The organism is Neolewinella maritima, assembly GCF_923081025.1.
Lineage (GTDB): Bacteria > Bacteroidota > Bacteroidia > Chitinophagales > Saprospiraceae > Neolewinella > Neolewinella maritima.
Map to the genome: position 1 here is coordinate 1,118,548 of NZ_CAKLPZ010000001.1, position 23,877 is coordinate 1,142,424.

General features: G+C 61.0%; 21 protein-coding genes. 10 read left to right on the forward strand and 11 right to left on the reverse strand.

Going from position 1 to position 23,877, the window contains the following annotated elements; genetic code table 11:
- Positions 1-4: 4 nt before the first annotated feature.
- Positions 5-1,420: a hypothetical protein gene (locus MJQ68_RS04545; RefSeq protein WP_238749810.1), complete on the reverse strand. Its 1,416-nt coding sequence runs from the start codon at positions 1,418-1,420 to the stop codon at positions 5-7.
- A gap of 160 nt (positions 1,421-1,580) precedes the next feature.
- On the opposite strand from MJQ68_RS04545, the gene MJQ68_RS04550 reads away from it, so the two are divergent.
- Positions 1,581-2,996 (forward strand): tetratricopeptide repeat protein, encoded by a 1,416-nt coding sequence (locus MJQ68_RS04550; protein ID WP_238749812.1) that lies wholly within the window; start codon positions 1,581-1,583, stop codon positions 2,994-2,996.
- On the opposite strand, the gene MJQ68_RS04555 is transcribed toward MJQ68_RS04550, so the two are convergent.
- Together MJQ68_RS04555 and MJQ68_RS04560 are read right to left on the reverse strand one after the other, a co-directional pair.
- Complete coding sequence (locus MJQ68_RS04555; RefSeq protein ID WP_238749813.1) at positions 2,973-3,548, reverse strand: TrmH family RNA methyltransferase; 576 nt, start codon at positions 3,546-3,548, stop codon at positions 2,973-2,975. The genes MJQ68_RS04550 and MJQ68_RS04555 overlap by 24 nt on opposite strands.
- On the reverse strand, positions 3,491-3,955 hold the full coding sequence (locus MJQ68_RS04560; protein ID WP_238749815.1) for an FKBP-type peptidyl-prolyl cis-trans isomerase: 465 nt from the start codon (positions 3,953-3,955) through the stop codon (positions 3,491-3,493). The genes MJQ68_RS04555 and MJQ68_RS04560 overlap by 58 nt, the downstream gene beginning before the upstream one ends.
- A gap of 350 nt (positions 3,956-4,305) precedes the next feature.
- Here MJQ68_RS04560 and MJQ68_RS04565 point away from each other — a divergent pair, with 350 nt between their 5' ends.
- Entirely contained in the window at positions 4,306-5,568 is a 1,263-nt protein-coding gene (locus MJQ68_RS04565) for an ADP-ribosylglycohydrolase family protein (protein ID WP_238749816.1), read from the forward strand.
- Between the two features lie 10 nt (positions 5,569-5,578).
- On the opposite strand, the gene guaB is transcribed toward MJQ68_RS04565, so the two are convergent.
- Genes guaB through MJQ68_RS04585 form a run of 4 tightly spaced genes read right to left on the reverse strand, consistent with a single transcriptional unit; the run spans position 5,579 to position 9,930 of the window.
- Complete coding sequence (guaB, locus tag MJQ68_RS04570; protein ID WP_238749817.1) at positions 5,579-7,060, reverse strand: IMP dehydrogenase; 1,482 nt, start codon at positions 7,058-7,060, stop codon at positions 5,579-5,581.
- A gap of 36 nt (positions 7,061-7,096) precedes the next feature.
- Positions 7,097-7,816 carry a ComF family protein gene (locus MJQ68_RS04575; RefSeq protein WP_238749819.1) on the reverse strand — a complete coding sequence of 240 codons (720 nt, stop codon included), beginning with the start codon at positions 7,814-7,816 and terminating at the stop codon, positions 7,097-7,099.
- Entirely contained in the window at positions 7,798-8,571 is a 774-nt protein-coding gene (locus MJQ68_RS04580; protein ID WP_238749821.1) for a hypothetical protein, read from the reverse strand. Before MJQ68_RS04580 ends, MJQ68_RS04575 begins: the two co-directional genes overlap by 19 nt.
- A 9-nt stretch (positions 8,572-8,580) precedes the next feature.
- A complete protein-coding gene (locus MJQ68_RS04585) occupies positions 8,581-9,930 on the reverse strand; it encodes a glucosaminidase domain-containing protein (RefSeq protein WP_238749822.1) in 1,350 nt (449 codons plus the stop codon).
- 134 nt (positions 9,931-10,064) lie between these two features.
- On the opposite strand from MJQ68_RS04585, the gene MJQ68_RS04590 reads away from it, so the two are divergent.
- The 3 genes from MJQ68_RS04590 to MJQ68_RS04600 are packed head-to-tail and all read left to right on the forward strand — an operon-like array spanning position 10,065 to position 14,475.
- Positions 10,065-11,321 (forward strand): arginine deiminase family protein, encoded by a 1,257-nt coding sequence (locus MJQ68_RS04590; RefSeq protein WP_238749824.1) that lies wholly within the window; start codon positions 10,065-10,067, stop codon positions 11,319-11,321.
- A gap of 9 nt (positions 11,322-11,330) precedes the next feature.
- Positions 11,331-13,319, forward strand: a complete 1,989-nt coding sequence (locus MJQ68_RS04595) for a TonB-dependent receptor family protein (protein ID WP_238749825.1) — start codon at positions 11,331-11,333, stop codon at positions 13,317-13,319.
- A 31-nt stretch (positions 13,320-13,350) separates the two neighbouring features.
- A complete protein-coding gene (locus MJQ68_RS04600) occupies positions 13,351-14,475 on the forward strand; it encodes a lactonase family protein (protein WP_238749827.1) in 1,125 nt (374 codons plus the stop codon).
- 5 nt (positions 14,476-14,480) lie between these two features.
- On the opposite strand, the gene glgB is transcribed toward MJQ68_RS04600, so the two are convergent.
- Positions 14,481-16,484 carry a 1,4-alpha-glucan branching protein GlgB gene (glgB, locus tag MJQ68_RS04605; RefSeq protein WP_238749829.1) on the reverse strand — a complete coding sequence of 668 codons (2,004 nt, stop codon included), beginning with the start codon at positions 16,482-16,484 and terminating at the stop codon, positions 14,481-14,483.
- A 143-nt stretch (positions 16,485-16,627) separates the two neighbouring features.
- On the opposite strand from glgB, the gene MJQ68_RS04610 reads away from it, so the two are divergent.
- Entirely contained in the window at positions 16,628-17,005 is a 378-nt protein-coding gene (locus MJQ68_RS04610) for a PEGA domain-containing protein (protein ID WP_238749830.1), read from the forward strand.
- A 4-nt stretch (positions 17,006-17,009) separates the two neighbouring features.
- Here MJQ68_RS04610 and MJQ68_RS04615 read toward each other — a convergent pair whose 3' ends face one another.
- The 3 genes from MJQ68_RS04615 to pepT form a co-directional block, all read right to left on the reverse strand.
- The gene (locus MJQ68_RS04615) at positions 17,010-17,792 is read right to left on the reverse strand and encodes a DUF4332 domain-containing protein (RefSeq protein ID WP_238749831.1); all 783 of its coding nucleotides are present in this window, start codon (positions 17,790-17,792) and stop codon (positions 17,010-17,012) included.
- 222 nt (positions 17,793-18,014) lie between these two features.
- Positions 18,015-18,443: a hotdog fold thioesterase gene (locus MJQ68_RS04620; protein WP_238749832.1), complete on the reverse strand. Its 429-nt coding sequence runs from the start codon at positions 18,441-18,443 to the stop codon at positions 18,015-18,017.
- Complete coding sequence (pepT, locus tag MJQ68_RS04625) at positions 18,440-19,675, reverse strand: peptidase T (protein WP_238749833.1); 1,236 nt, start codon at positions 19,673-19,675, stop codon at positions 18,440-18,442. The genes MJQ68_RS04620 and pepT overlap by 4 nt, the downstream gene beginning before the upstream one ends.
- 294 nt (positions 19,676-19,969) lie before the next feature.
- Between pepT and MJQ68_RS04630 the strand changes: the two genes are divergently transcribed.
- The 4 genes from MJQ68_RS04630 to MJQ68_RS04645 all read left to right on the forward strand — a co-directional run bounded on the left by MJQ68_RS04630 (position 19,970) and on the right by MJQ68_RS04645 (position 23,779).
- Complete coding sequence (locus tag MJQ68_RS04630; RefSeq protein ID WP_238749834.1) at positions 19,970-20,806, forward strand: M90 family metallopeptidase; 837 nt, start codon at positions 19,970-19,972, stop codon at positions 20,804-20,806.
- Between the two features lie 37 nt (positions 20,807-20,843).
- Positions 20,844-22,034, forward strand: a complete 1,191-nt coding sequence (locus MJQ68_RS04635) for a hypothetical protein (protein WP_238749835.1) — start codon at positions 20,844-20,846, stop codon at positions 22,032-22,034.
- 38 nt (positions 22,035-22,072) lie between these two features.
- Positions 22,073-22,723: an inorganic diphosphatase gene (locus tag MJQ68_RS04640; protein WP_238749836.1), complete on the forward strand. Its 651-nt coding sequence runs from the start codon at positions 22,073-22,075 to the stop codon at positions 22,721-22,723.
- Positions 22,724-22,858: 135 nt separating this feature from the next.
- Positions 22,859-23,779 (forward strand): RlpA-like double-psi beta-barrel domain-containing protein, encoded by a 921-nt coding sequence (locus MJQ68_RS04645; protein ID WP_238749837.1) that lies wholly within the window; start codon positions 22,859-22,861, stop codon positions 23,777-23,779.
- Positions 23,780-23,877 lie beyond the last annotated feature (98 nt).

Genomic DNA, 23,877 nt, shown 5'->3' on the forward strand with positions numbered 1-23,877 from the left:
CCCGCTACAGAAACCGGTCCAGCTGTGCGCCGAGCAGATTCTGCAGGCTGGCAGTGGCGAGGTCGCGCGCGGCGATGGCGTCCATTCCCCGTTGCGCATACATGGCCTCCAGGCGGGTTTGCGACTGGTAGTAAGCGACCCGTAGCGCACTCAGGAGCTGTGCGTGCAGGGGGTCCTGCGTAGCCCACTCATCGAGGTTGGTCCATACGGTGGTTTCCCAGGTTTTCGCCCGAGCGGCGGTAGCGGCTACCAGAGGAGCCGTGGCATTCAGTAAGGCGCCACGCTCGCGCTGCATAGCCTGGGCTACTTCCGCATCGCCGAGTCCGGCGGCCAGGTCGTCAGCGACGGCCAGGGCCACGGCCACTTCGGGCCAGCTGGCGGGCGCGTTGCCGGGGGCCGCACCGTCACCCTCCGCAGCGGCCAGGATGCGGTACTTACGTAGGGGGGCGAGTTGGGTCCAGGCTGCTTCGTACGCCTTGGTGGTTCCGGGGCCGTACAGTCCGTCGATAGCCCCGTCGTAGAATCCTTTTTCCTTCAGTACGCGCTGTAGTTCAGCGGTGCTGTGCCGCTTAGGCCGCATCTGAATGGTGGGCAGGCCGGGACGGTCAACGCGCATCGGTTCCGCTACGGGGACGGTAGCGGGGGGCTGACTGGCCGCGACCGCTTCCTCCCCCAGTAGGGGGGTGTTTTCCGCTGGCGCTGGCGCCGGGGTTGGTGCCGTTGCCGATGCGGGTGCCGGAGGTGGCGTACTGGTCACGGGCACCTGGGCCGGCATCGTTTGAGTGTTAGCGGGCGCGGTCGCGGGTGCGGTGGAGTCCTGGTCGGCTTGTGCGTCGGGCTGTGGCTGACGTAGTTCGATGGGGATCAGGGGTTTCTTGATCCCGGTTTCGAAGACACCTACGGGGATGAGGCTCTTGGGCCGCAGCGACTTGACGAAGGCATCGGCGAACCCCAGCCCCCGGATATCGGCGAGTGCCTGGGTGGCGTCGGCCGGGGAGGCATACGGACCGGTGACTACCTTGGTCGTACCATCGGTAGCGTCGATGTAGAGTTTGCCGGCGCGCTCCAGGCTGGCCCAGTTGAGCGCACGGTTGCGACCGCGTAGGGCGATCTGGATGTAGGGTACCGGGCTTTCGCTCGTGCCGGGGATCGAGAAGGGGGCGGCATTGCGGTAGCCCCGCTTGCGGAGGTCCTCGGTCACTGCCGTAGCCTTGTCCTGGCTACTGTAATTGCCGATGTAGACTTCCACTAGCTGACCCTCCCGGGGCAGTCCGTATACGAAGCCTAGTTCCTGCAGTTCGGTGAAGTCATCGGAGCGTGCATCCTGGAAGGTGCCGACGCGAACGTTGTAGAGCTCCTGGGCGTAGACGGTGCAGGCCAGTAGTACAAGGAGTAGAATCAGGGTAGGGCGGGAGGTCATAGTGTCGGTTTGGTAGCGGAAGGTGTAAACGTGCCGGGAGGGGTCGTGGTATTTCGCGGCGGGGGTAAAAGTACTGCGCAACTTTCTGCCCCTGAATTCGTATTTTACCCACGATCCCCAGCCAATGGCCCAGGAGGCTATGCCGGGGGCGCACACCGGTATGAACAGAAAGAGTAACGACCAGCGTGAAAAGGCGCTGATAGCCCTCGTGGCCCGCTACGAAACCGCTACGCAGAAGCAACGTCCGCTTTTCCTGGCGGAGGAAGAATTTGAGGAGTTGCTCATCCACTACTTCGGTCAGCACGACTACGACCAGACCCTGGAGGTCGCCGACCTGGCCATCAGTCAGCATGCCTATACCCCCGACTTCTACAAGTGGAAAGCACTGATCCACAAGATCAACCTGGAAGAAGACGATGCCCTGGCCACCCTGGAACAACTCAATATCTACGCCCCCAACGACGAGGAGGTGATGATGCTGCGCCTGGAGGTGTTCGTGCACTTCGAGCATCAGGAAGAGGCCCGCGCCGCCCTCGATCAGCTGTATAACGTAGTGAGCCAGGACGAGAAGCTCAGTCTGCTGGCCTTCTTCGACGGACTGCTCTGTATGCAGGAAAATCGCTTCCGGGAAAGCTTCGAAGCCCTCACCGAAGCCATCCGCCTCGATCCCTATCAGGAACCGGCCTACGATGAGCTGCTCAACGCTCCCGAGCTCGACCCCTTCCGTCAGGACATAGGTCGCATCCTTCAGCGGCAGGTAGACCGCGACCCCTTCAATGATATCACCTGGTTTTACCTCGGAATGTGGTACGATGACGGCGGCAACGATCTGGCGGCCCTGGACGCCTTTGCCAGTGCCCGCTCGCTCAATGAGGCCCGTAGCAGCTACGACCTGGAGTACGCCGATAAGTTGTTCGACCTGGAAATGTACGAGCCGGCACTACGCGCATATACCGCCTACTTCGAGGCCGAGGACGCCGAAGAAAGCTACGAAACCAGTATGCGCATCGGTCGCAGCTACCAATTGCTAGAAGACTACGTCAATGCCAAGCGAGCCTACTTCCGCGCGCTGGAGATCGACCCGGAGATGTACGATATCTACCAGTACATCGCCGAGTGCTGTGTAGCGCAGGAGAAGTGGGGGGTAGCAGCCTACAATTACGGCCGCGCCGTAGAGCTGCCCAACCATACGGCCGACTGCTGGCTCGGACTGGCGCTGTGCAGCTCGGCCACCAATGCCCCACTGGAGGCCGAGCAGGCATTTCTTAAGGCCGTAGACTTGGAAGAGCAGTTTAGTGATGCCTACGTGTCCTATGCCCTCTTTCTGGTGGAGCACGGGCGGGAGCGCGAGGCAGTCCGTATGCTGGAAGACGTACAGCAGCGGTATATGGATGACGCCCTGGCCTACGGCACGGTGGCCATTTTTATGATCTGTAATCGCCGCAAGCAGGCCCTCATCCTACTGAACGAAGCCCTGAGCAACTACTACGATCAGCGCGAGCAACTCTTCAACTGGCACCCCGAGCTTGCGGAAGACCCCGAAGTGATCGCGCTACTGCAACTGCATCAAGAGTAGGTATACCGCCGCCCCCAGAGCGGCCGCCACGTTCATTGAGGTATTCTGTCCGTGCATCGGCAGGTGTACCGTAGCGTCGCATGCTGCCAGTAGTGGGGCGCTGAGTCCGCTGGATTCAGTGCCGGCCAGAAGAAGGATCTCCCGGTCATGTGGCAGTCGGTACGTGAATAGCGACGTGCTCTGTGAGGTGATCTCCAGTCCGAGAATGAGCTTACCCTGCCGCCTGGCAGTTTCGATGTACTGCAGCGGATCGGTGATCACCTCGTAGGGCACGGCCCGGACCGTAGACCGGGCCGTCCTGGCAATTTTCGGATGGGGTGGGGTGGGTGTACTCCCGCTCAGCACCAGACCGGCCAGGCCCGCTGCATCGGCGAGGCGAAAGGCCGCGCCAACGTTGCGGGCGTCGTGCCAGTCCGGACAGAGGAGCGTGATGGGATAGGTGCGCGCGCTGCGGGCTACTTCCTCGTGCGTCAGTTGGTCGATCGCCGCTGCCCTTATTGATCGTTGAATCCGACGAGCTCGATGTCGAAGATCAGGTCGGTATTCGGACAAATATTGCCCGCCTGATTCGGACCGTAGGCCAGGGCCGAGGGGACGAATAGCTGGATCTTGCCGCCCGTACCGACTAGCGGGATACCCTGCTGCCAGCCCGCGATCAGCGAGTTGAGCTGGAAGGTCCGGGTAGTGTTGCTGGGCGTCTCGTCGAAGGTCTCGTCCTCCGTAGTATATCCCCGGTACGTTACGACCACCTGGCTCGTCGGGCTTGGCCGCAGGGCTTCTCCCGGCTCGAGAATGACGTAGAATAGCCCGCCGGTGCCCTCCGTAGCCTGTATGGAATTGGCGATCCGGTACTCTTCCAGCGTCATTTCACTGTTGAGGCAGTCATCCTCATCCTCACCACATCCGACGGAAAGCAGTAAAAGCATGAGGGCAAAGAACACGTAGGAGACTCGTAACATAGGGTAAGGGTTAGCGCGCAAAGATAACCACTGCGGGCGATCGATCTGTCTTCCTGTACACCTCGTCGTGGGCAATACATTCACACTATTAATATATAGACAGAATTTTAAACACAATGCGCATAATCCAGTTATGCAGGAACACTATTCAAGCGAATACAATAAGGTGAGTGTATGTAAGTGGTCCGTCGGTATTCCGGCGGGCCTTTTTTTATGTTGAGCCGGTCGCCGGACCTACCTTAGACCCCATCATGAACAGTTCTTCTACCGGGTCAGCTAGCTTTTTGCTGGGCCTTGGTGTGCTCCTTGGCGCGTGTACCCCGGACTCCCCCACAATACCTCCACCCCCCGTGCCGGAACCCGCCGCCTACCTCGAAGCCGACTATCAGGAGCTAGCCCTCAGTGACACGGTACTCTACGATAAAATTCTGGGTAGCCTGATCGGTTCGGCTATCGGCGATGCTATGGGAGCCCCTACCGAGATGTGGAGCCAAACGGACATCAGCGAAGAGTACGGCTACGTGGACAGTCTCGACCTGGTGTTGCGGGAGCCCAGTCCCGAAGGCCCCTGGAACTATAATCTTCCACCGGGTGCCGGTACCGACGACACCCGGTGGAAGGATCTGCTGGTGGAGTACGTGGTGGGGGAGCACCATGAGCGGCCGCCGGCCACCCCCCTGATACTCGACCCCGGCCGCTTCAGTGCCTTTCTCAATACCCGCTACGCCAGCAGCATTGCCGAGCTGAAAGAAACGAGTGGCCTGGAACCCGAGCCCCTTGAAGACGCTATGCGTCGCGTGACCTGGCTCCAGGAGTGGGCCCGCATCACGCGGGCCTATGCTGCGGGCGACATCGATGGATACCGCGATGCGCTATCGGGCTTCTACGGGGGCGAAATGTCGTGCGCCGGTATGCTCTACGCCCCGGTGGTGGGTGCCGCCTTCCCCGGCCGGCCGGATGAGGCCTACGAGGCGGCCTACGGTATTGCGCTCTTCGACCTAGGCTACGCCCGCGACCTTAGCGGACTTACCGCTGCACTTACTTCCGTAGCCTTTCTGCCTACGGCCAGACCGGCCGACTTCACGCGGGTACTTCGCGAGGTAGATCCCCGGGGCTTTTTCCGCTCCCGACTGCTGGGCCGTATCGCTTACCAGCAGTTCAAACAGGCGCGGGCCATCGTCCGTAGCGCGCGGCGCGTCACGGTAGCGGATGCACGCGCTATGGACCTGGAACTGCCACCCGCTTACACCTACGATAGCCTGACCTACGCGCAGACCCGGCGGGCGTACGAGCTGCTGGCCGCTGCCCGTCAGGACGTCCCTTTCCACGCCGGAGAGGTATACCTCATCAACCTGACCGCCCTGCTGTTTTCCAACTACCAGTTTCAACCGGCCATGGAGTTCGTGACGAACTACGGCCGGGACAACGATACCGTAGCGGCCGTGACCGGAGCTATTCTAGGCGCGCTTCATGGGTACAGCGGATTACCCACCCCGACCCGCGAGCGCGTCGTGCGGGTGAACCGCGAGGTACTAGCCATCGATCTGGAGCAGCGTGCCCGCGCGCTCACTGACGCGGTACTAAGTCGACGTGCGCTGGATCAGGAACAGTAGTAAATGAAGATCAGCGCCGGCTGTAGTTCGGTGCTTCCTTGGTGATCGTGATGTTATGGGGGTGCGATTCGGTCATGCCGGCACCCGTAATGCGGATGAAGTCCGCTTTCTTCAGCGCTTCGATCGTGGGGGCGCCACAGTAGCCCATACCCGCCCGTAGGCCGCCGAGGTACTGATTGACTACTTCGGCCAGACTACCCTTATAGGGGATGCGCCCTTCGATGCCTTCCGGTACCAGCTTCTTTACGTCATCCTCTACGTCCTGAAAGTAGCGGTCCTTGCTGCCCTTGTTCATCGCGCCCAACGAGCCCATACCGCGGTAGACCTTGAACTTGCGGCCATCGTAGAGTATAGTTTCTCCCGGACTCTCGTCCACCCCCGCAAAGAGGCTGCCGGCCATGATCGTACTCGCCCCGGCGGCCAGGGCCTTGACGATATCGCCCGAGTAGCGGATGCCACCGTCTCCGATGACCGGTACACCCGTACCGCGCAGGGCGTAGGCTGCGTTTGAGATGGCCGTCAACTGCGGCACGCCTACACCGGCTACGATGCGGGTGGTACAGATGGAGCCGGGGCCGACACCCACCTTGACCCCGTCCGCACCGGCGTCCGCCAGCGCCTTAGCCGCAGCTCCCGTGGCTACGTTGCCTCCGATGACCTGTAGGTCCGGAAAGCGATCCTTAGTGCGCCGTACCGCATCCAGTACTCCACGACTATGCCCGTGGGCGGTATCGATGGTGATCACGTCTACGTTGACATCCACCAGGGCCTGCACCCGTTCGAGCATATCCGCGGTGACACCGATAGCTCCGCCCACTACGAGCCGACCGAAGCTGTCCTTACAGGCATCGGGGTAGTCCTGCACCTTCAAAATATCCTTATAGGTGATCAGGCCGACCAGCATGCCGTCACCATCCACTACCGGCAGCTTCTCGATCTTGTAGCCCTGAAGGATCTCCTTGGCCTGGTCCAGATTGGTGCCTACCGGGGCGGTGACGAGATTCTCTGTCGTCATCACTTCGCTGATCGGCCGCGAAGAGGCCGTTTCGAAGCGGAGGTCCCGGTTCGTGAGGATGCCTACCAGGGCGAAGGAGTCATTGACGATGGGGATACCTCCGATCCGGTGCTTGGACATCAGATTCTTGGCATCGGCCACCGTGGCGTCATGCTTCAGCGTGACGGGGTCGACGATCATGCCGGACTCCGATCGCTTCACCATGCGGACCTGCTCGGCCTGCTGCGAAATGGTCATGTTCTTATGGACGATCCCGATCCCTCCCTGCCGGGCAATTGCGATAGCGAGCCGCCCATCGGTGACGGTGTCCATGGCGGCGGAAACGATCGGTGCGTTGAGCCGCAGGCCGCGGGTCAGCTGGCTGGAGAGGTCTACTTCCCGTGGTAGTACTTCGGAGTACGCAGGCAGCAGCAGGACGTCGTCGAAGGTCAGGCCCTGGGTAGCGAAGCGGTCGGGGTAGCTTTGGTTGTTATCCATGCGCAAAGGTATGTAAAACTTGGCTCAGGCACCCCCTTAGCGCTCGGCCACCGCCAGGGTCAGCACACTCAACCGAAGTCCCGGATGTCGGCTCAGCAGTACGTTTCCGCAGAAGTCCAGGGTAGCTCCCGTAGTAAGTACATCATCCACCAGTACGAGGTGGTCCTGTCGGAAGTCGCCCCGCCCCGCGGCGAACGAATCCTGTACATTCTCCAGTCGCTCCAGTTTGCTGCGCTTGGTCTGTGAGCCCTGAAAGGAGCGTCTGCGTAGGGCATCGGCGTAGGTAGGTTTGCCCAGCGCCTCACCGAGCCCCTCCGCGATGGCCTCCGCCTGATTGTAGCCCCGCTCGTGGCGGCGCCGGTCATAAATCGGTACGGGGACCAGACCGGTAACATCCGTTAGGGCCGGGACCTGCCGCAGCACCTCCCCGAACCGCTGCCCGAGCTGGCGCCCGACGTCGGGCCGGTGGTGGTACTTGAGCGCGTGAATGAGTTGCTGACACACCGTACCCTCCCGGAAGGTGTAGGCCGAAGCCCCGTATACGATGGGCAGGCGACCGGCCAGGCGATCCGTCACATCGTTTTCCGGAAGGCGCCAATTGTCCGTCATGGGGAGCTGTGCCTCACAGCCTACACACAGCAGGTCACTGGCCCGCGCGGTAGCCACCTGACAGTGTAGGCATACATTGGGGAAGAACAGGCTACCCAGTCCGCGAAACCAGTCCGTTACCGCCACGCTCAGTCTACGTAGGTCCACTTCCTGAGCAGGCGCAGGCCCACCGAGAGCTCGATGGTGACGTTGCGGATTGCGCGCTCCCCGATCGTGCGGTTGCCCGGGCCGGCGGGGTTGAGCACATTGTTGATCGCTCCCTGATTGTACTGGAAGTTCAGGTCGGGTTGCACGACTAATTCGACGTAGCCGCCCAGCCGATCCGTCAGCGGCATATTCAGCCCGCCGCCGGCGGAGACACCGTACACGAAGCGGTTGATGAACTCATAGCTGTCCACGGGATAATCTTGCCGGAAGGCCAGTCCGCCCTGGGTAGAATTCAGGCGGTCGTATTCCCCCAGATTGGTACTCACGTTATACTCTGCCCGCACGCCCAGCAGGTAGTACAGATCGGCCAGGCCCAGGAAGCTGACTACCTGCTTGCCCCCCAGTGCCAGCGAGATATTATTGAACACGAAATCATCCGCTGGCAGCCGGATCTGGTTGCCCTGAAAGGTCAGCACCCGTCGCCGACTGATGCGGCTGCCCCGTTGGTGGTAGCCGAGCTGAGCCCAAAAGCTGAAGGAAGAGTTGGGCGAAAGGGTCTCGTAGAACACATCGCCGTGGAAACCTAGATTGAGCTCCGTTTCGATATTGGACCAGTCCTGACTGCCCAGTCCGAGACCTCCCCGCAGACCGTAGAAGTAGCCGCCCCAGTCTTCTCCGTATACCCCTTCCTCTTCGATCAACTGCGCACAGAGTAGTACGGGGGCAAGGCAACAAAGCAAGAAAAACGTACGCATGGAACGAAGTTACCGAATGCGGAGCTGCTGGCCCACCGAGATGCCGTTGCCAGTCAGGGCGTTGAGCCGCTTGAGGGTGTCGACGGGCACGCCGTACTTGCGGCTGATGCCGTAGAGTGTGTCACCGGCCTGCACCGCATGGTAGCCCGCCGTAGCTGGGTTGGGGGCAGTGGTGGGCGTCTGCCCGGGGGGCACGATGACGGGTTGTTCGGGCGCCGTGACCGGCCGCGGATCGGGGGTGGGCATTGGCGTATTAGGGGATACGGGTTCGCCCATATCCAGGAATCCGTCGTCATCTACCCGTGCGGGCGGGGTGGTAGGAGTAGTGGGCTCGGGAGCCGGTGCGAAGTCGGTGGGTGGACGTGCGGGCGTTTGCGACCGTTCCAACCTGGGGGCGGTGCGCACTCTGCCGCCCCGCAGTTTGATCTGCTCACCGGTAGCAGGATTTGCCTGCTCGCCTACGCGGTTACGACGGGCCAGGTTGCTGAGGCGCAGTCCGTAGCGCTGGGCGATGTCGTAGAGGGTTTCCCCCTCGCGCACCATGTGATAGCGCTCACCGCCGCGGTAGCTGCGGCGCTTCTTTTGGATATAGATCCGCTCCTTGCTATTGACCAGCTGACTGGCCGAGACCAGCCCCTCGTTGTAGTCGAGCAGGCGGCGCACGCTGAGGTCTACCCGTCGGGCCACCTCCTGGACGCTCAGGGGAGCCTCGCTGACGAAGTAGCTCACATCGTTTTGCTGCAGGATACCCGTGATGGCCTCCTCTACGGGCACTTCGATATTGACGGGCGTGGTGGCCCCGGGCACGTCGTACTGGTACAGCTGGTGCCGCTCGATCAGCGTGATCAGCAACTCCGGGTAGCGGGGGTTGGTGGCGTAGCCCGACTTGCGCAGTCCCCTGGCCCAGGCCTTGTAGTCGGTGGGTTCCAGGCGGAACAGGAAGCCGTAGCGGAAACTTTTGCGCGGATCGCGCAGGAACTCAGAATGGGCCACGTAGCTGGCGTCCGCATTGCGGTACTGCCGAAAGCAACTCTTGGTGAGGCGGCCGCGGTCGTCGTAGTCGTCATCCTCGCGGTATACCTTGTCGCCGTTCCAGTTGGCACCGCACTTAATCCCGAAGTGGTTCTTGGCATTGCGGGCCAGGTAGCTCTTGCCGGAGTTGCTCTCCAGGATGCCCTGGGCCAGTTTGATGCTGGCGGGTACGCCGGAGCGTTCCATCTCTTCCATAGCGATGCGCTTGAAGCGCTCGATGTAGGCCTCCTGGTCGGAGTTGTCATCGGTCGTCCAGTCGATTGCCCCCGCAACAGCCGGGGGGATCAGGAACAGTAAAATAAGGGTGGCGGTGAATACTCCTTTCATGTGTCGTCTCGGTAGCTACGGGGCTAACGGCTAATTTCGGACGGATGGTGGGATGTTACCCGCTTTTTTAGCTTTTTTTTGGATTTGCTCCGCACCAGCGGTCGCGCCCCCGCTGCCGCACTACCTTCGCGACCATGCCCATCCAAGTTAATTCTGAAATTGCCGCCCTGCGCCGGGTGATCGTACATCGCCCCGATGCGGGTACCGCCACCATCACCCCGCGCCGGGCCGAAGAGTTGCTCTTCGACGACATCGTCTACCTGCCCCGCCTGCAGGAAGAGCACGACGTATTCACCGCTATCCTACGCGCCTTCGTGGGGCAGGACGGGGTGCTAGAGATCGGTACGTTACTGACCGAAGCCATCGAGGCCTCCGCCGAAGCAACCCGCGAGACCCTCGATCTGATCATCAACTTTGAGGAACTACCGGTCACCTACGCCGCTAAGCTCGCCGAACTGCCCGCCGCGCAACTGGCCGACGTACTGATCACCGGCTTCGACAAGCAGGCCGAACGGACACTCTTCGATCCCATCCCCAACTTCATCTTTACCCGGGACATCGCCGTGACCATCAACGATCACGTGCTCATCACCAAGGCTGCCAAACAGGCCCGCAGCCGTGAGAACTTCCTCACCCGCCTAGTGATCGTAGCCCACCCCATGTTCGCTAAGCTGTGGAACGAAGGGCGGGTCATCAACCTCAATAACGTAGACGCCTTCCCCCCTAGCAAACTCGGCGAGAAGGTGTTTATGGAGGGTGGTGACGTGATGCTGTTAAATGCTGACTGTCTGCTGATTGGCGACAGCGAGCGCAGCAATACCTACAGCATTCGCAAACTAGCGGATCTGCTGTTTAAGAAGGGCGTAGTCAAGCAGGTCGTGCGCGTCAGCGTGCCGGCCGAGCGCAGCTTCATGCACCTGGACACCATCTTCACCCAGATCGATACGCACGACTACGTCTGCTACCAGCCCATCATCGCCGAGGGTGGGCGGCAGGCGGGCGTGGAAGTCTGGCGGCACGATGGTACGTCCGATACCTACGCCAGTCTGAAGGCCTTTATCCTGGCCGAGATCGATCCACAGGCCAACTTCATCGCTGCCGGCAACGGCCGCAGCCCCTTCCAGGAGCGGGAGCAGTGGACGGACGGCTGCAACCTGGTCGCCCTGCGCCCCGGCATTGCCCTGACCTACGACCGTAATCCGGTCACCGCCGAAACCCTGCAGCGCAGCGGCTACACCATCACCGGCGCGAAACGGCTGCTGGAACGCATCCAAGCGGGCGAAGTAGCTGTTACGGACCTGACCAAGACCATCATCACCCTGCCGAGCGCGGAACTGAGTCGGGGCAGGGGAGGAAGCCACTGCATGACCTGTCCGGTAGAACGCGGCTAACCAGCGCCCATGCGATTCCTGCTATTCTGTTGTCTCCTGACCGCTACGGTAGGTGCCCAGTCCGACACGACCTTTACGCTGCCGGACGCCACCGTCACCGGCTTTCGCGACGACGCCCCCGCCTACCGGGTAGCCGCCAGCGTGAGCACCCTGCGCACGGCCGAACTGCGGCAGTATCCGGCCAATGACCTGCTGCCCGCCATGAACCGCCTGCCCGGCGTGCGTTTTGAAGAGCGGGCACCGGGGAGCTACCGGATCAGCGTGCGCGGCAGCACCCTGCGCAGCCCCTTCGGCGTGCGCAACATCAAGGTCTACTGGAACGGCATCCCCCTCACCGAGCCCGGCGGCGACACCCAGCTCAACTTCCTCGATATCGGCAACATCGACCGGGTGGAGCTGCTGCGCGGTCCGTCGGGCAGCATCTACGGCGCGGGTACAGCGGGTACGCTGCTGCTATCCACCGATACACTCAGCGGTCCGGCGCGCGCGGACGTAGCGGCCGGCTCCTACGGCTTTTTGCGGGCGGGGGCGCAGGTGCAGTTTCGTTCCGGTAATGCGATGACTCAGCTACGCGTAGCCCACCAGCAGACGGACGGCTACCGTGACCACAGTGCGCTAAGCCGGCAGACCGTGCAGTCGTCTACTCGTCTGGCGATCAGTCCGGGACGTGCACTGTCGCTCCATCTGCTGTACACCCGTCTCGGCTACGACCTACCCGGTGGACTCAACGTCGAGCAGTACGCCGCGAACCCCCGGCAGGCCCGGCCCGGCAGCGCGGAGACCAACGCCAGTATCAACTACGATAACCTGCTGCTGGGCGTCACCCACAACTGGGAGCGGGGCCGCTGGAGCAGTCAGGTCACCGGCTACGGTACCGGCTTCTACTTCGATCACCCCTTCAACTTCGACTATAAGCGGGAGACGAACCTCGGGCTCGGTGGCCGCTTCGTCACGGATTACCGCATGCCCTTTGCGGGTAGCGTCCTCAAACTCTCGCTCGGCACCGAACAGCAGCTACAGTACCGCATGGCCAACAACTTCGGTAACGAGGCGGGTAGCCCTACGGACCTCAACTTCAGTGATGAAGTGACCAGCCGGCAGCAGAACGTGTTCGGTCAGGCTAGTCAGGACTTCGGAAACTGGAAAATTTCGGTGGGCCTGAGCCTGAACGACCTCAGCTACCGCGTAGACCGCACCTTTGACGCGGATGGGAATCCCGGAATAGTAGAAAGCTCCTTTCAGACTGTCCTCAGTCCGCGCTTTTCGGTGCTCCGCGACTTTGGTGGGTACAGTCTGTACGGGAGCGTGAGTAGTGGTTTCAGTCCGCCCACGCTGGATGAGTTCCGGACGAACGAAGGCAGCATCAATACCGGACTGCGTCCCGAGCGGGGCACGAACTACGAGCTGGGCACCAAGGGGAGTCGGGGAGCGCTCGCCTATACCGCCAGTCTGTTTTACCTGCGCCTCAGCGAGACCATTAGCACCTTTTCCGATGCGCGGGGCACCAGCCTCTTCCGCAATGCCGGCAACACCGATCAGTACGGTACGGAGTTGAGCCTGGACTACGTAGCGACCGACTGGCTGGAGCTGTACGGCAGCTACACCTACCACCGCTTTCGCTACGGCGACTATGAGCAGCGCGGTGCGGACTACTCCGGCAACCGACTGCCCGGCACGGCACCGCACGTGGTCAATCTGGAGGCGCGCGTCCACCTGCCCCTTGGCCTGTACGCTACGCTGACCGAGAACTACACCGACGCCATCCCCATGAACGACGCAAATACGGTGTACGGCGAGGCTTACCACCTGCTGCGGGCACGGATCGGCTACCGGCGCCGGGTGGGCGCTGCGACCTACGACTTCTACCTCGGCGGTAGCAACCTGCTGGACGAGCGGATGAGTTTTGGCAACGACCTCAATCCGCAGTTCGGTGGCCGGTACTACCAGCCGGCACCGGGACGGAATGTATTTGTGGGGCTATCGGTACGACCTCGGTAGGGCAAACCGTGCGGGGGTGTATATTCACCCCATGCGCTACCTACTCCCCGCCCTGCTGTCCCTTCTGCTCGCTCTTTCCTGTACCGTGGGGAGGGGGGAAGACGGAAAAGACGGGGCTCCCGGCCGCGACGGCGCATCGGCCGCTGGGTTCTTTCTGGGTACCTACAACGACGACGGCGTCCATGAACCCGGTATCTACCATTTCACGCTCAACAGCGACGGTACCCTGACCAACAACGGACGCGTCGCCGAAGCTTCCAGTCCGAGCTTCCTCGCTTACACGCCCGACCGTAGCCGATTAGTGGCGGTGGAAGAAGTAAACGGCGGGGGAAGCGTAGCCTCCTTCCGGGTAAACGGCAGCGATCTGGAGCTACTCAACCGCCGCCCTACCAGTGCCCCCGGTCCCTGCCATATTAACGTGACCCGGGATGGCTACGTCACCGTAGCGACCTACGGCGGCGGTACGCTGGAACTGTGGCGACTGGCCACCGACGGCGTGCTCTCCGAGCGCCTCGACGTGCAGGACCATCGGGCGCGGGGAGCAGAAACGCCGCACGCCCACTCGTCCTACTACCTGAACGACGATACGGAAGTACTCGCCGTAGACCTCGGCACGGATGAGGTATGGCACTATACGCTGGATAAACGCGCGAATACCCTGCGCCCCGCCACGCCGCCCGCCGTGAAGATGGAAGACGGCGCCGGTCCCCGTCACCTGACCATCCACCCCAACGGGAAGTGGATCTACGTGATCAATGAGCTCAACAGTACCGTAACGCAGATCGCGATGGACGGTACCGACCTATCCGTAGTCGAAAGCTGGTCTACGCTACCGGATGACTTTACGGGGGAGAGTTTTTGCGCGGATATCCACGTGAGCAGCGACGGCCGCTTCCTGTATGGCTCTAACCGTGGGCACAATAGTATCGTAGTATATAGCATCGATGCGGGTACCGGAGCGCTCACCGCGCTGGAGCACGAATCGGTCGCCGGCGACTGGCCGCGCAACTTCGCCCTCTCACCCGACGAAGCATACCTGCTGGTCGCTAACCAGCGGTCGAAGAATATCACCACCCTAGCCAGAAACCAACAGACCGGGATGCTGGACTTCGTAACGCGTACGACAGCCCCCATCCCGGTCTGTATCCTGTTCTAGGCGGACTATTTCTTCTTTGCCGTGGTCTTGGACTTGGCGGCTTTCTTAGCCGCTGGCTGCTTTTTCTTAGCAGTCGTTACAGCATCCACGCTGGATGATGCCTCGAAGCGAAGCACGACGGTAGCCAGAGGAGGGAGGGTAAGCTCGACGTGGTTCGGCCGGCCGTTCCACTCGCTGGGTACGGATTGCAGGGACGTCTGGGTATAGTTGCCGGTACCGCCGTACTGCTCATCGTCGCTATTGATGACGGGGGTGTAGGTGCCCGCAAAGGGGACGCCAAGGCGGTAATCCGCACGCACGGTGGGGGTGAAGTTGTGCACTACGGCTACGATATCCCGGTCGTTCTTACCACGGCGCAGGTAGCTCAGTACGCTGTTCTGGTGATCGCCGATGTCGATCCACTCGAAGCCGCGGGGATCGTAGGCCTGGGCGTAGAGTGCGGTGGTCTCGCGGTACATCTTGTTGAGGTCGGCGACGAACTGCTGCAGGGTAGCGTGGGGCCGGTAGTCGGTGAGACTCCAGTCCAGTCCGCGCTCGATGCTCCACTCGGTGGTCTGGCCGAATTCGCCGCCCATGAAGTTGAGTTTGCTGCCGGGGTGGGTCATCATGTAGCCATACAGGAGCCGGAGGTTGGCGAAGCGCTGCCATTCATCGCCGGGCATGCGGTCGATCAGGGGACCCTTACCGTGCACTACTTCATCGTGGCTCAGGGGCAGCATGAAGTTCTCGCTGAAGGCGTAGGCCAGGGAGAAGGTCAGGGTATTGTGGTGGAAGCTGCGGTTAATGGGGTCCTCCTTGAAGTACTTGAGGGTGTCGTGCATCCAGCCCATCATCCACTTTTGTCCGAAGCCGAGTCCGCCCACGTAGGTAGGCCGGCTGACGCCGCTGAAGGCGGTCGACTCTTCAGCAATGGTCATCGTGTCGGGGTAGTCCTTGTAGACCGCCTCGTTGAACTCCCGCAGGAAGCTGATGGCCTCGAGATTTTCGTTGCCGCCGTACTCATTGGGGATCCACTCGCCAGCTTTGCGGCTGTAATCGAGGTAGAGCATGGAGGCTACCGCGTCTACCCGCAGTCCGTCGATGTGGTAGCGGTCGAGCCAGAACAGGGCGTTAGAGATGAGGAAGGAGCGCACTTCGTTGCGTCCGTAATTAAAAATGGCACTCTTCCAGTCGGGATGAAATCCCTTGCGCGGATCGGCGTGGTCGTACAGGTGGGTACCATCGAACTGCGCCAGGCCGTGAGCATCGTTGGGGAAGTGACTGGGTACCCAGTCCAGGATGACGCCGATGCCGGCGGCGTGCAGCGCATCAACTAGGGCCATGAAGTCCTGCGGTCCGCCGAAGCGGCTGGAGGGGGCGAAGTAGCCGGTGATCTGGTAGCCCCAGCTCGGGAAGTAGGGGTGCTCCATAACGGGCAGGAACTCCACGTGGGTGTAGTTCATCCGCGTGAGGTAGTCGACCAGTTCGGTGGCTAGGTCGCGGTAGTTGAGGGACTCATTCTTCTCCGTTTTCTTCCAGCTGCCGAGGTGCACCTCGTAGACCGAATAGGGCCGGTCGATACCATTGTGCTGGTAGCGGTCCTTCATCCAGTCGGTGTCGTTCCACTCGTAGTAGGTATCCCAGACTACGCTGGCCGTCTTGGGTGGTACTTCCCAGAGGCGGGCGAAGGGGTCGCCCTTTTCGAGCCAGTCCCCGTTCTGTGCCTGTACCGCGTACTTATAGACAGCGCCGTTCTCTACGCCCGGGATAAAGCCCTCGTAGATGCCGCTGCTATCCCAGCGGGCGTTAAGGGGGTGGGCCTGCTTGTCCCAACTATTGAAATCACCGAAGACGTGTACGGCGCGTGCGCTGGGTGCCCAGACGGCGAAGTAGGTACCGCGCTCGCCGGCTACCTCGATGACGTGGCTGCCCAGCTTATCGTACAGGCGGAAGTTCTTGCCGGCCCGGAACAGGTTGATATCGTAATCGGTAAAGCGGGAGTGGGCGGTGACGGAGGTAGCGACGGGCACGGGCGGAAAGAAGTTAAATGGTAAATAGTTAAGGACCGTAACGTGAAAGGGTAGGGGATGTTAAATCCTTCCTATACTTCCTGCGGATAGCGGCTGGGCAGGGTATGAATCGCGATATTCATTAGCTAATCCAAGCAAAAGCCATGTTCAAGTATCTACCCTTTCTACTGGTCGTGTTCGTGTCCAGCAGCTGCGCTACGGTATTCACCGGTACGGCGGACGATATCTACTTCACCTCCCAGCCCTCCGGCGCGATGGTCTACCTGGAAGGGCACCCGCTGGGCCGCACCCCCCTGATCACCAAGGTGCCCCGCCGCACGCGCTCGCGCTACGTAACCTTCGAACTGGAGGGGCATCAGCCCGTGAGTCAGCTCATGACCACGCGACTCAACGCCGTGACCCTGGTCAACCTGCTCTGGTGGCCTGGATTCATCGTCGATGCAGTAATCGGCGCACTGGTCAAGCCCGAGTACGACCGCTACTATTCCGAACTATACGCGTATCCACCCGCGGAGGAGTAGCTGCCTACTTCTTGCCGCCCTTGAGGGTGTCCTGAAGCTTCTTCAACTCGTCCATCTTGCCGTTGGCAGCTAGGGTGGCCTGCTCCTGCCAGGTATCGTGCTGGGCCAGGCGGAAGCGCGCACCGGCTTTCTGTAGTACGTCGGCGAGTTGCTTCTCGCTGGCCTTGGCCAGCTCGGCGAAGCTGTTGATCCCCGCCTCATTGAGTAGACCGGCGATCTTCGGGCCTACGCCTTCGATCTTCTTCAGGTCGTCGGTTTTGGCCTTGGCGGCCTTCTTCGTGGCGGGTTTCTTGGCGGCAGGCTTCTTCGCTGCGGGCTTTTTCTTGGCGGTGGCCTTGGGGGTCACGACCGGCTTGCTGGCCGGAGCGCTGGTAGCTGCTTCGATGGCATCGTCCTTCTTGGCAGTTGCTTTCTTCGCGGCGGGCTTTTTAGCGGCAGACTTTTTCGCGGCGGGCTTCTTGTCCGTACTCTTGTCTTCCTTGACCTCGTCCAGGGTGAAGCAGCAGTTCGTAGATCCGTGTCCGCTATCCGAGTAGCTGTCTACGGTATCGTCGTTGGCCCAGTGGTGTCCATCGACCAGGTAGCGAAACTGGTAGGTGCCGGGGGTCAGTTCGGTAGCTCCGGTGTAGCCGTTCTTGCCCGAGCTGAGCTTTACGCCCTGGTCCCAGCTCCAGTCGTTGAAGTTGCCGAGTACACGTACGTCGCGGTCTGCTCCGACCCGCTCCTGGGCGAGCTCGAAGGATACCTTGTACGCTTTCTTAGATTTGACGAAAGTGGATGTGATCATGGTAGTGTAGATGAGTAAGTGCGAAATTAGCACCTTATGTACTGACCGTCAAAGCATTGAGCAGTAATATCGGTGCATATGGTGCAACGTAAGCCCCGCTCTCAGGTTTGCATACGCAATTTGCTGGGGAGGCCGGGGTAAATTGAGAAAATAATTCCCGGCCAGCGGTACCGTCACGGAATATTCACCGGCTTTAGCTGGGGCGATATTTTTTCCAAATTTCTACCTGCGCTTCACCACCTGGCAGGTAATGCGCGACACGCAGACCAGTTTATCGCGTTGATCGTGGATGTGAATCTCCCACACCTGCACCGTATTACCCACCCGTACCGGCCGCACGGTGCCCCGTACCCGCCCGCCTTCCGGCACACTGCGCAGGTGGGTGGCATTGATGTCTACCCCCACTACGATGTGCGTATCAGGCTCCGACAGGGACAGAAAGCCCGCCACGCTACCCAGGGTCTCGGCCAGGGCAACGGAGGCCCCGCCGTGCAGTAGGCGAAAGGGCTGTACGGTGCGCTCGTCTACCGGCATCTCGGCGACCAGGTAGTCGTCGCCGATCTCGATAAAATTCATGCCCAGGGTATCGCCCAGGGTGCGTGGGCCCATGGCATTGAGGCCTTCCAGGGTGGGGGTAGTTTTCCAGATCATTGGTGGGGTAGGGTATTCAGGCGGCTGATCTCGACGATGACCTCAGCTGCTTTTTGCATTTCGTAGACACTAGCCCATTCGTAGTGGGAGTGGAAGGCGTGCTCGCCGGCAAAGATATTCGGACAAGGTAGCCCCATAAAACTCAGCCGCGAGCCATCGGTGCCACCGCGAATGTGTGCGCGCCGCAGTTCCAAACCCACGGCGGTGATCGCCCGCTCCGCTAGCTGCAATACGCGGGGGTGCAGGTCGAGTACCTCCTTCATGTTGCGGTACTGCTCGGTCACCTCCAGGTGGATGAAGCTATTGGGGTAGCGCGGACCCACCTCCTGAATTACGTCTCGCAGTAGCTGGGCGTGATCCTCCAGACGGGCCGTGACAAAGTCCCGCAGGATCAGGTCGATCCGTGCGCTCTCGGCCTTGCCGGTCACGGCCACGGGGTGAATAAAGCCTTCCTTATCCGCCGTCGTTTCCGGACTCAACCGGTCCTTCGGCAGCGCGGCCAGGATGTCAGCGGCGATCTTCACGGCGTTCTCCAGCTTGCCCTTCGCGAAGCCCGGGTGACTGCTTACGCCCGCGATATTGATCACGGCGGCGTCGGCGCTGAAGGTCTCGTCCTCCACGCTGCCCCGCGTTTCTCCGTCGATGGTGTAACCGAAGTCGGCATCCAGCTTGTTCATATCCACTGCATTCACGCCGCGGCCGATCTCCTCGTCTGGCGTGAACAGGATCCGCAGTCGCCCGTGGGGGATCTCTGGATGTTCTAGCAGGTACTCCACGGCAGCCATGATCGCAGCCAGGCCAGATTTGTTATCCGCACCCAGCAGGGTAGTGCCGCTGGCCGTGACGATCGTGTGGCCGATATTTTGCCGCAGCCCGTCGAAGTCATCCGCCCGCAGGACCACGCGCGGATCGTCGGGCAGCACCAGGTCTTGCCCCTCATAATTTTCGTGCACTATCGGCTTGACGCCGCTACCGCTTGCATCCGGACTAGTATCCATATGCGCACAGAAGCAGATCGTGGGTACGGCTTCCTGTCCGGGGCTAGCCGGCAGGGTCGCATACACGTAGCCGTGGGCGTCCAATTCGGCATCCGCCAGGCCGAGCTCGCGCAGTTCCCGGGCTAGCAGCCGGCCCAGGTCTTTTTGTTTCTCGGTAGACGGCTGCGTCGGCGAGCTGGCATCCGACTGGGTATCGATCTGCACGTAGCGTAGGAAACGGGGTAGGATGTTCATGGGGGGGAGTAGTTCTGTAGGGCCGGCGGTGGAGATGTGGTAGATGTTGGAGGCGTGGTAGACATCACCGGGGGGCGGGGCCGCAGGTGCAGAGATTGCTAAGGGGCAATGTACTACCTACCAAACTTCGCCAGCCTACCTACCCCAAGCCCAACCACCGAACCTCACCACTCTTACCGAACTACCCAACTACAATACCACAGAACTACAGAACTACCCAACAGAACAAACACCCCCACTTACTACATCTAATCAACACACCGCACCTGCGACCCCGCCCCATCCTTCTACCTTATGACTACTGAAGCTACCCTCGTCGCCCTGCTCGTACTGGCGATTGCCGGGGGACTGTTCTACTACATCTTTCGCGAGGAGCCTATGGGGCCGCTACCGGAGTTCAGGAAGCAATGGCGGCGGCTGCTGCGCAAGCAGGTGACCTTCTACAAGACACTGGACCGCAAGCAAAAGAAGCGCTTCCAGCAGCGGATGCGCTACTTCTTCCAGCGGGTGACCATTACGGGCGTAGACACCGAAGTGACCGAGCTGGACCGGGTGCTGGTGGCCGCCAGCGGACTCATCCCCACCTTCGGCTTCGAGAACTGGAACCAGTACCCTAAACTGCGCGAGGTACTGCTGTATAAGACCACCTTCAATAAGGACACCTTCGCTACCGAAGGCAAGGGCCGAAATATCGCCGGCATGGTGGGCGGCGGCTACATGAACGGCAAGCTGCTGCTCAGTCAGCAGGCCCTGCGGCGCGGCTTTGCCAATAGCGGACGCGACAATACCGGCATCCACGAATTTACCCACTTGCTCGATAAGGCGGACGGCGAGACGGACGGCATCCCCGACTACTTCCTGGACAATCAGTACCTCATCCCCTGGGTGGAGATGATGCGCGGGGAGATGGAAGCCATCGAGCGCGGTGGCTCGGATATCGACAACTACGCCACTACCAACAAGGCCGAGTTCTTCGCCGTAGCCGCCGAGTACTTCTTCAACCGGCCGGCGGCCTTCGCCCAGAAGCACCCACGGCTCTTCGCCCTGATGGAGCGCATCTTTCACCAGGACCTCGACAACGACGGCGGAGTAGGAACGGTAGACCACCAGGACCCGATCGCCAAGGCCTAGGTGCAAACAAGTAAACCGGCGCGGGGTTAGGTGACCTATGATTCCTGCCCTCCGCCGCCAGTACAACGATGCCTTTACCAACGAAGCCTACCGGGCCATGATGGACTGGCTGGGCGGACAGTACGGCCTCACCCCCAAGTTTCACGTTGCGGAAACCCCCGTATTCTTCCCCCGCGCGTTCCGCGAGCGGGTGCTGGCAGCCTGTGACGACGTACTATCGGTCATCGCCGCACCTGGCTACGCCGAGCGGGCGGCGGCGGCCATCCCCGAAGGTGAAAACGTACCCAATCAGTCGGACCGCCCCCTGTTCATGCAACTCGACTTCGGGGTATGCCGCGACGAGGATGGCAGCCTGACCCCCCAGCTGGTCGAGGTACAGGGCTTTCCCTCGCTGTACCACTTTCAGTCGCTGCTGGACCGGAGCTTTCGCCAGTTCTTCCCCGTGCCGAAGGGCTTTTCCGCACGCTTCGATGGCTCTACGCCCGAGGAGTATTTGGAGCTTTTGCGCCGTACCATCCTGGGTGATCAGGCTCCCGAGCACGTTGTTATCCTCGAAGTAGACCCCAAGGTGCAGACTACGCGCATCGACCTGGTCGTAGCGGCCGCCGAGCTTGGCATCGCCGAGCTCTGCATCAGTGAGCTGGAGCTGACCGACGGCAAACTCTACTACGACAATAAGGGGGCGCGGACGCAGGTGCGCAGGATCTACAACCGCGTCATCTTTGACGACCTCAAGGCTCATCCGGAGCTCAGGCGGCAATTCAACATGATCGAGCGGGTCGATGTAGAGTGGGCCGGGCACCCGAACTGGTTCTTCCTCATCAGCAAGTACAGCCTGCCCTTTATGGACTCGCCCTACGTGCCCGAGACCCACTTTGTCTCCGAGCTGGACCAGTATCCCGAGCCGCTGACTGACTACGTCCTCAAACCCCTCTACAGCTTCGCCGGTATGGGTGTGAACCTTCATCCTACGGTGGCAGACCTGGAGGCACTGGATACGCCCGAGCACTACATTCTGCAAAAGAAGGTGACATACGTGCCGATCGTAGAGACGCTCGACGAGCCGGCACGTGTAGAACTGCGCATGATGTACCTCTGGCCGCCGGACGCCGACCGCCCGGTTCTGGTCAACAACCTCGTGCGGCTGTCGAAGGGGGAGATGATCGGTGTGCGGTACAACGCCGGCAAGACTTGGGTGGGGGGTACCCTGGGCTACTTCGAAGAATAATTATGGTGACCTTGTGCCCTTACTGAGTCCTATCCTATATGATGCGTACGTTCTTTTTGCTCCTGCTGGGGCTACTGCTCGCCTGCGACCCAAACCCAACCGTGACGGACGGCGGCGCGACTACCTTAGTTGCCGACACGGTCGACCCCTATACGATTGCGAGCAGGGCAGGGGAGTACCTCAATGTCATCGTGGAGATCCCCGCCGGCACGAATCACAAGATCGAATACCATCCGCAGAGCGGCTACGTTAACGATACCCTGGCCGACGGCGCGCAGCGCGTGATCAACTTTCTGCCCTACCCGGGCAACTACGGCTTCGTACCCTCCACGCTGATGGACCGGGCGCGGGGTGGGGACGGCGACGCGCTCGACGTGCTGGTGATCGGGGAGAGTGTACCAACGGGTACGCAACTGCACGTGCAGCCCATCGCTACGCTCCTGCTGCGCGACCGCGGAGAGATCGACACCAAGATCATCGCCGTGCCCGCAGCGGCGGCCGACCGTGTCTACCTGGCCGATAATTTTCTGGACTTCAGTCTGGGTAACGATGCGGCTAAGCGCATCATCGAAACTTGGTTCCTGAACTACAAGGGCTACAGTACGGTGGAGCTGCTGCGCTGGGAAGACGAGCGCTACGCCTGGCGCGAAGTCGATAAGTGGACGACGGACACGCTGACCATTCAATAAGTTAAATTTCAAATAATTTGTGTCATTTATCGAGCAAATGGGGCGGTGGCCCGTTACATTTACCCATACGGGCCTTGCGTGCCCGGATATATAGATGATTCGCTCCGTTTTTAGTGAATCCCAACCCTGTCACATATGAAACTTCTTCTCCTCAGTACGTTCCTCTCCGCTTCTGCCCTGCTTAGTGCGCAGAGCTTCGAGTGGAACACCAGTCATTCAGCCCCCGCTGCACACCCCAAGGAAGTGCAGGCCAGTGAAGTAAAGACCTACGACGGTACGCTGCCCGAGCGCGAGCAGGGTGTAGCCGGCGTGTACGATGCTAGCGCCCGTGGCAAGCAAACGGCCTACGGCGAGACCTACGAAGCCACCGAAATGACCGGCGGTCACCCCGCCCTGCCACTCGGTACCCTACTCCGGGTCACCAACACGGAAAATGGACGTACCGTAGTCGTGCGGGTCACCGATAAGGGACAGGAGTGCACCGACTGCCTGGTTACGCTCAGCGAAACAGCCGCCGCCCGCCTCGGCATCGCCGGTCGTGGCGCGGTCAGCCTGGAGCGCGCCGGATTCAGCAACTGGAACCCCGTGCCCACCGGTGATACCGCAGCCAGCCCCGCTACCTACGGCACTACGAACGACAGTACGCCCAAGTCCGCCGTCGAGCAGCCCGCCACCTTCAACCGCTACGCCGTGGCACGCCCCGCTGCCGCTGCAGTACGTGTAGATCCTCCCACGCCCACCGTCCCCGAGCAGCAGGCCGCCCGCGGTGCATCGGCCCCCCGTCCAGCAGCAATCGCTGCGACACCGGCACCGGCCTCGGGTACCTATGCAGTACAACTAGCCGCCTACAACAACGAGACTTACGCCCTACGCCGGGTAGAGGAGCTGAAAGAACAGGGCATCAATGACGTGTACTACCGCGCGATCACTAAGCCGGACGGCGAAGTAATCAACCGGGTCTACGCCGGAGCCTTCGTCAACGTGACGGAAGCGCAGGCTGCCGCAAAGACCATCCAGGGCAAGTTCAACATCGCCGGCATCGTAGCCAAGATGTAAACCAAGCTGAGCCGACAAACTGTATTCTCCCGAGACGCAAGATGAAGATCTTGCGTCTTTTTTTACGCCATACCGAACGTTGTCATATGACAGTTTAA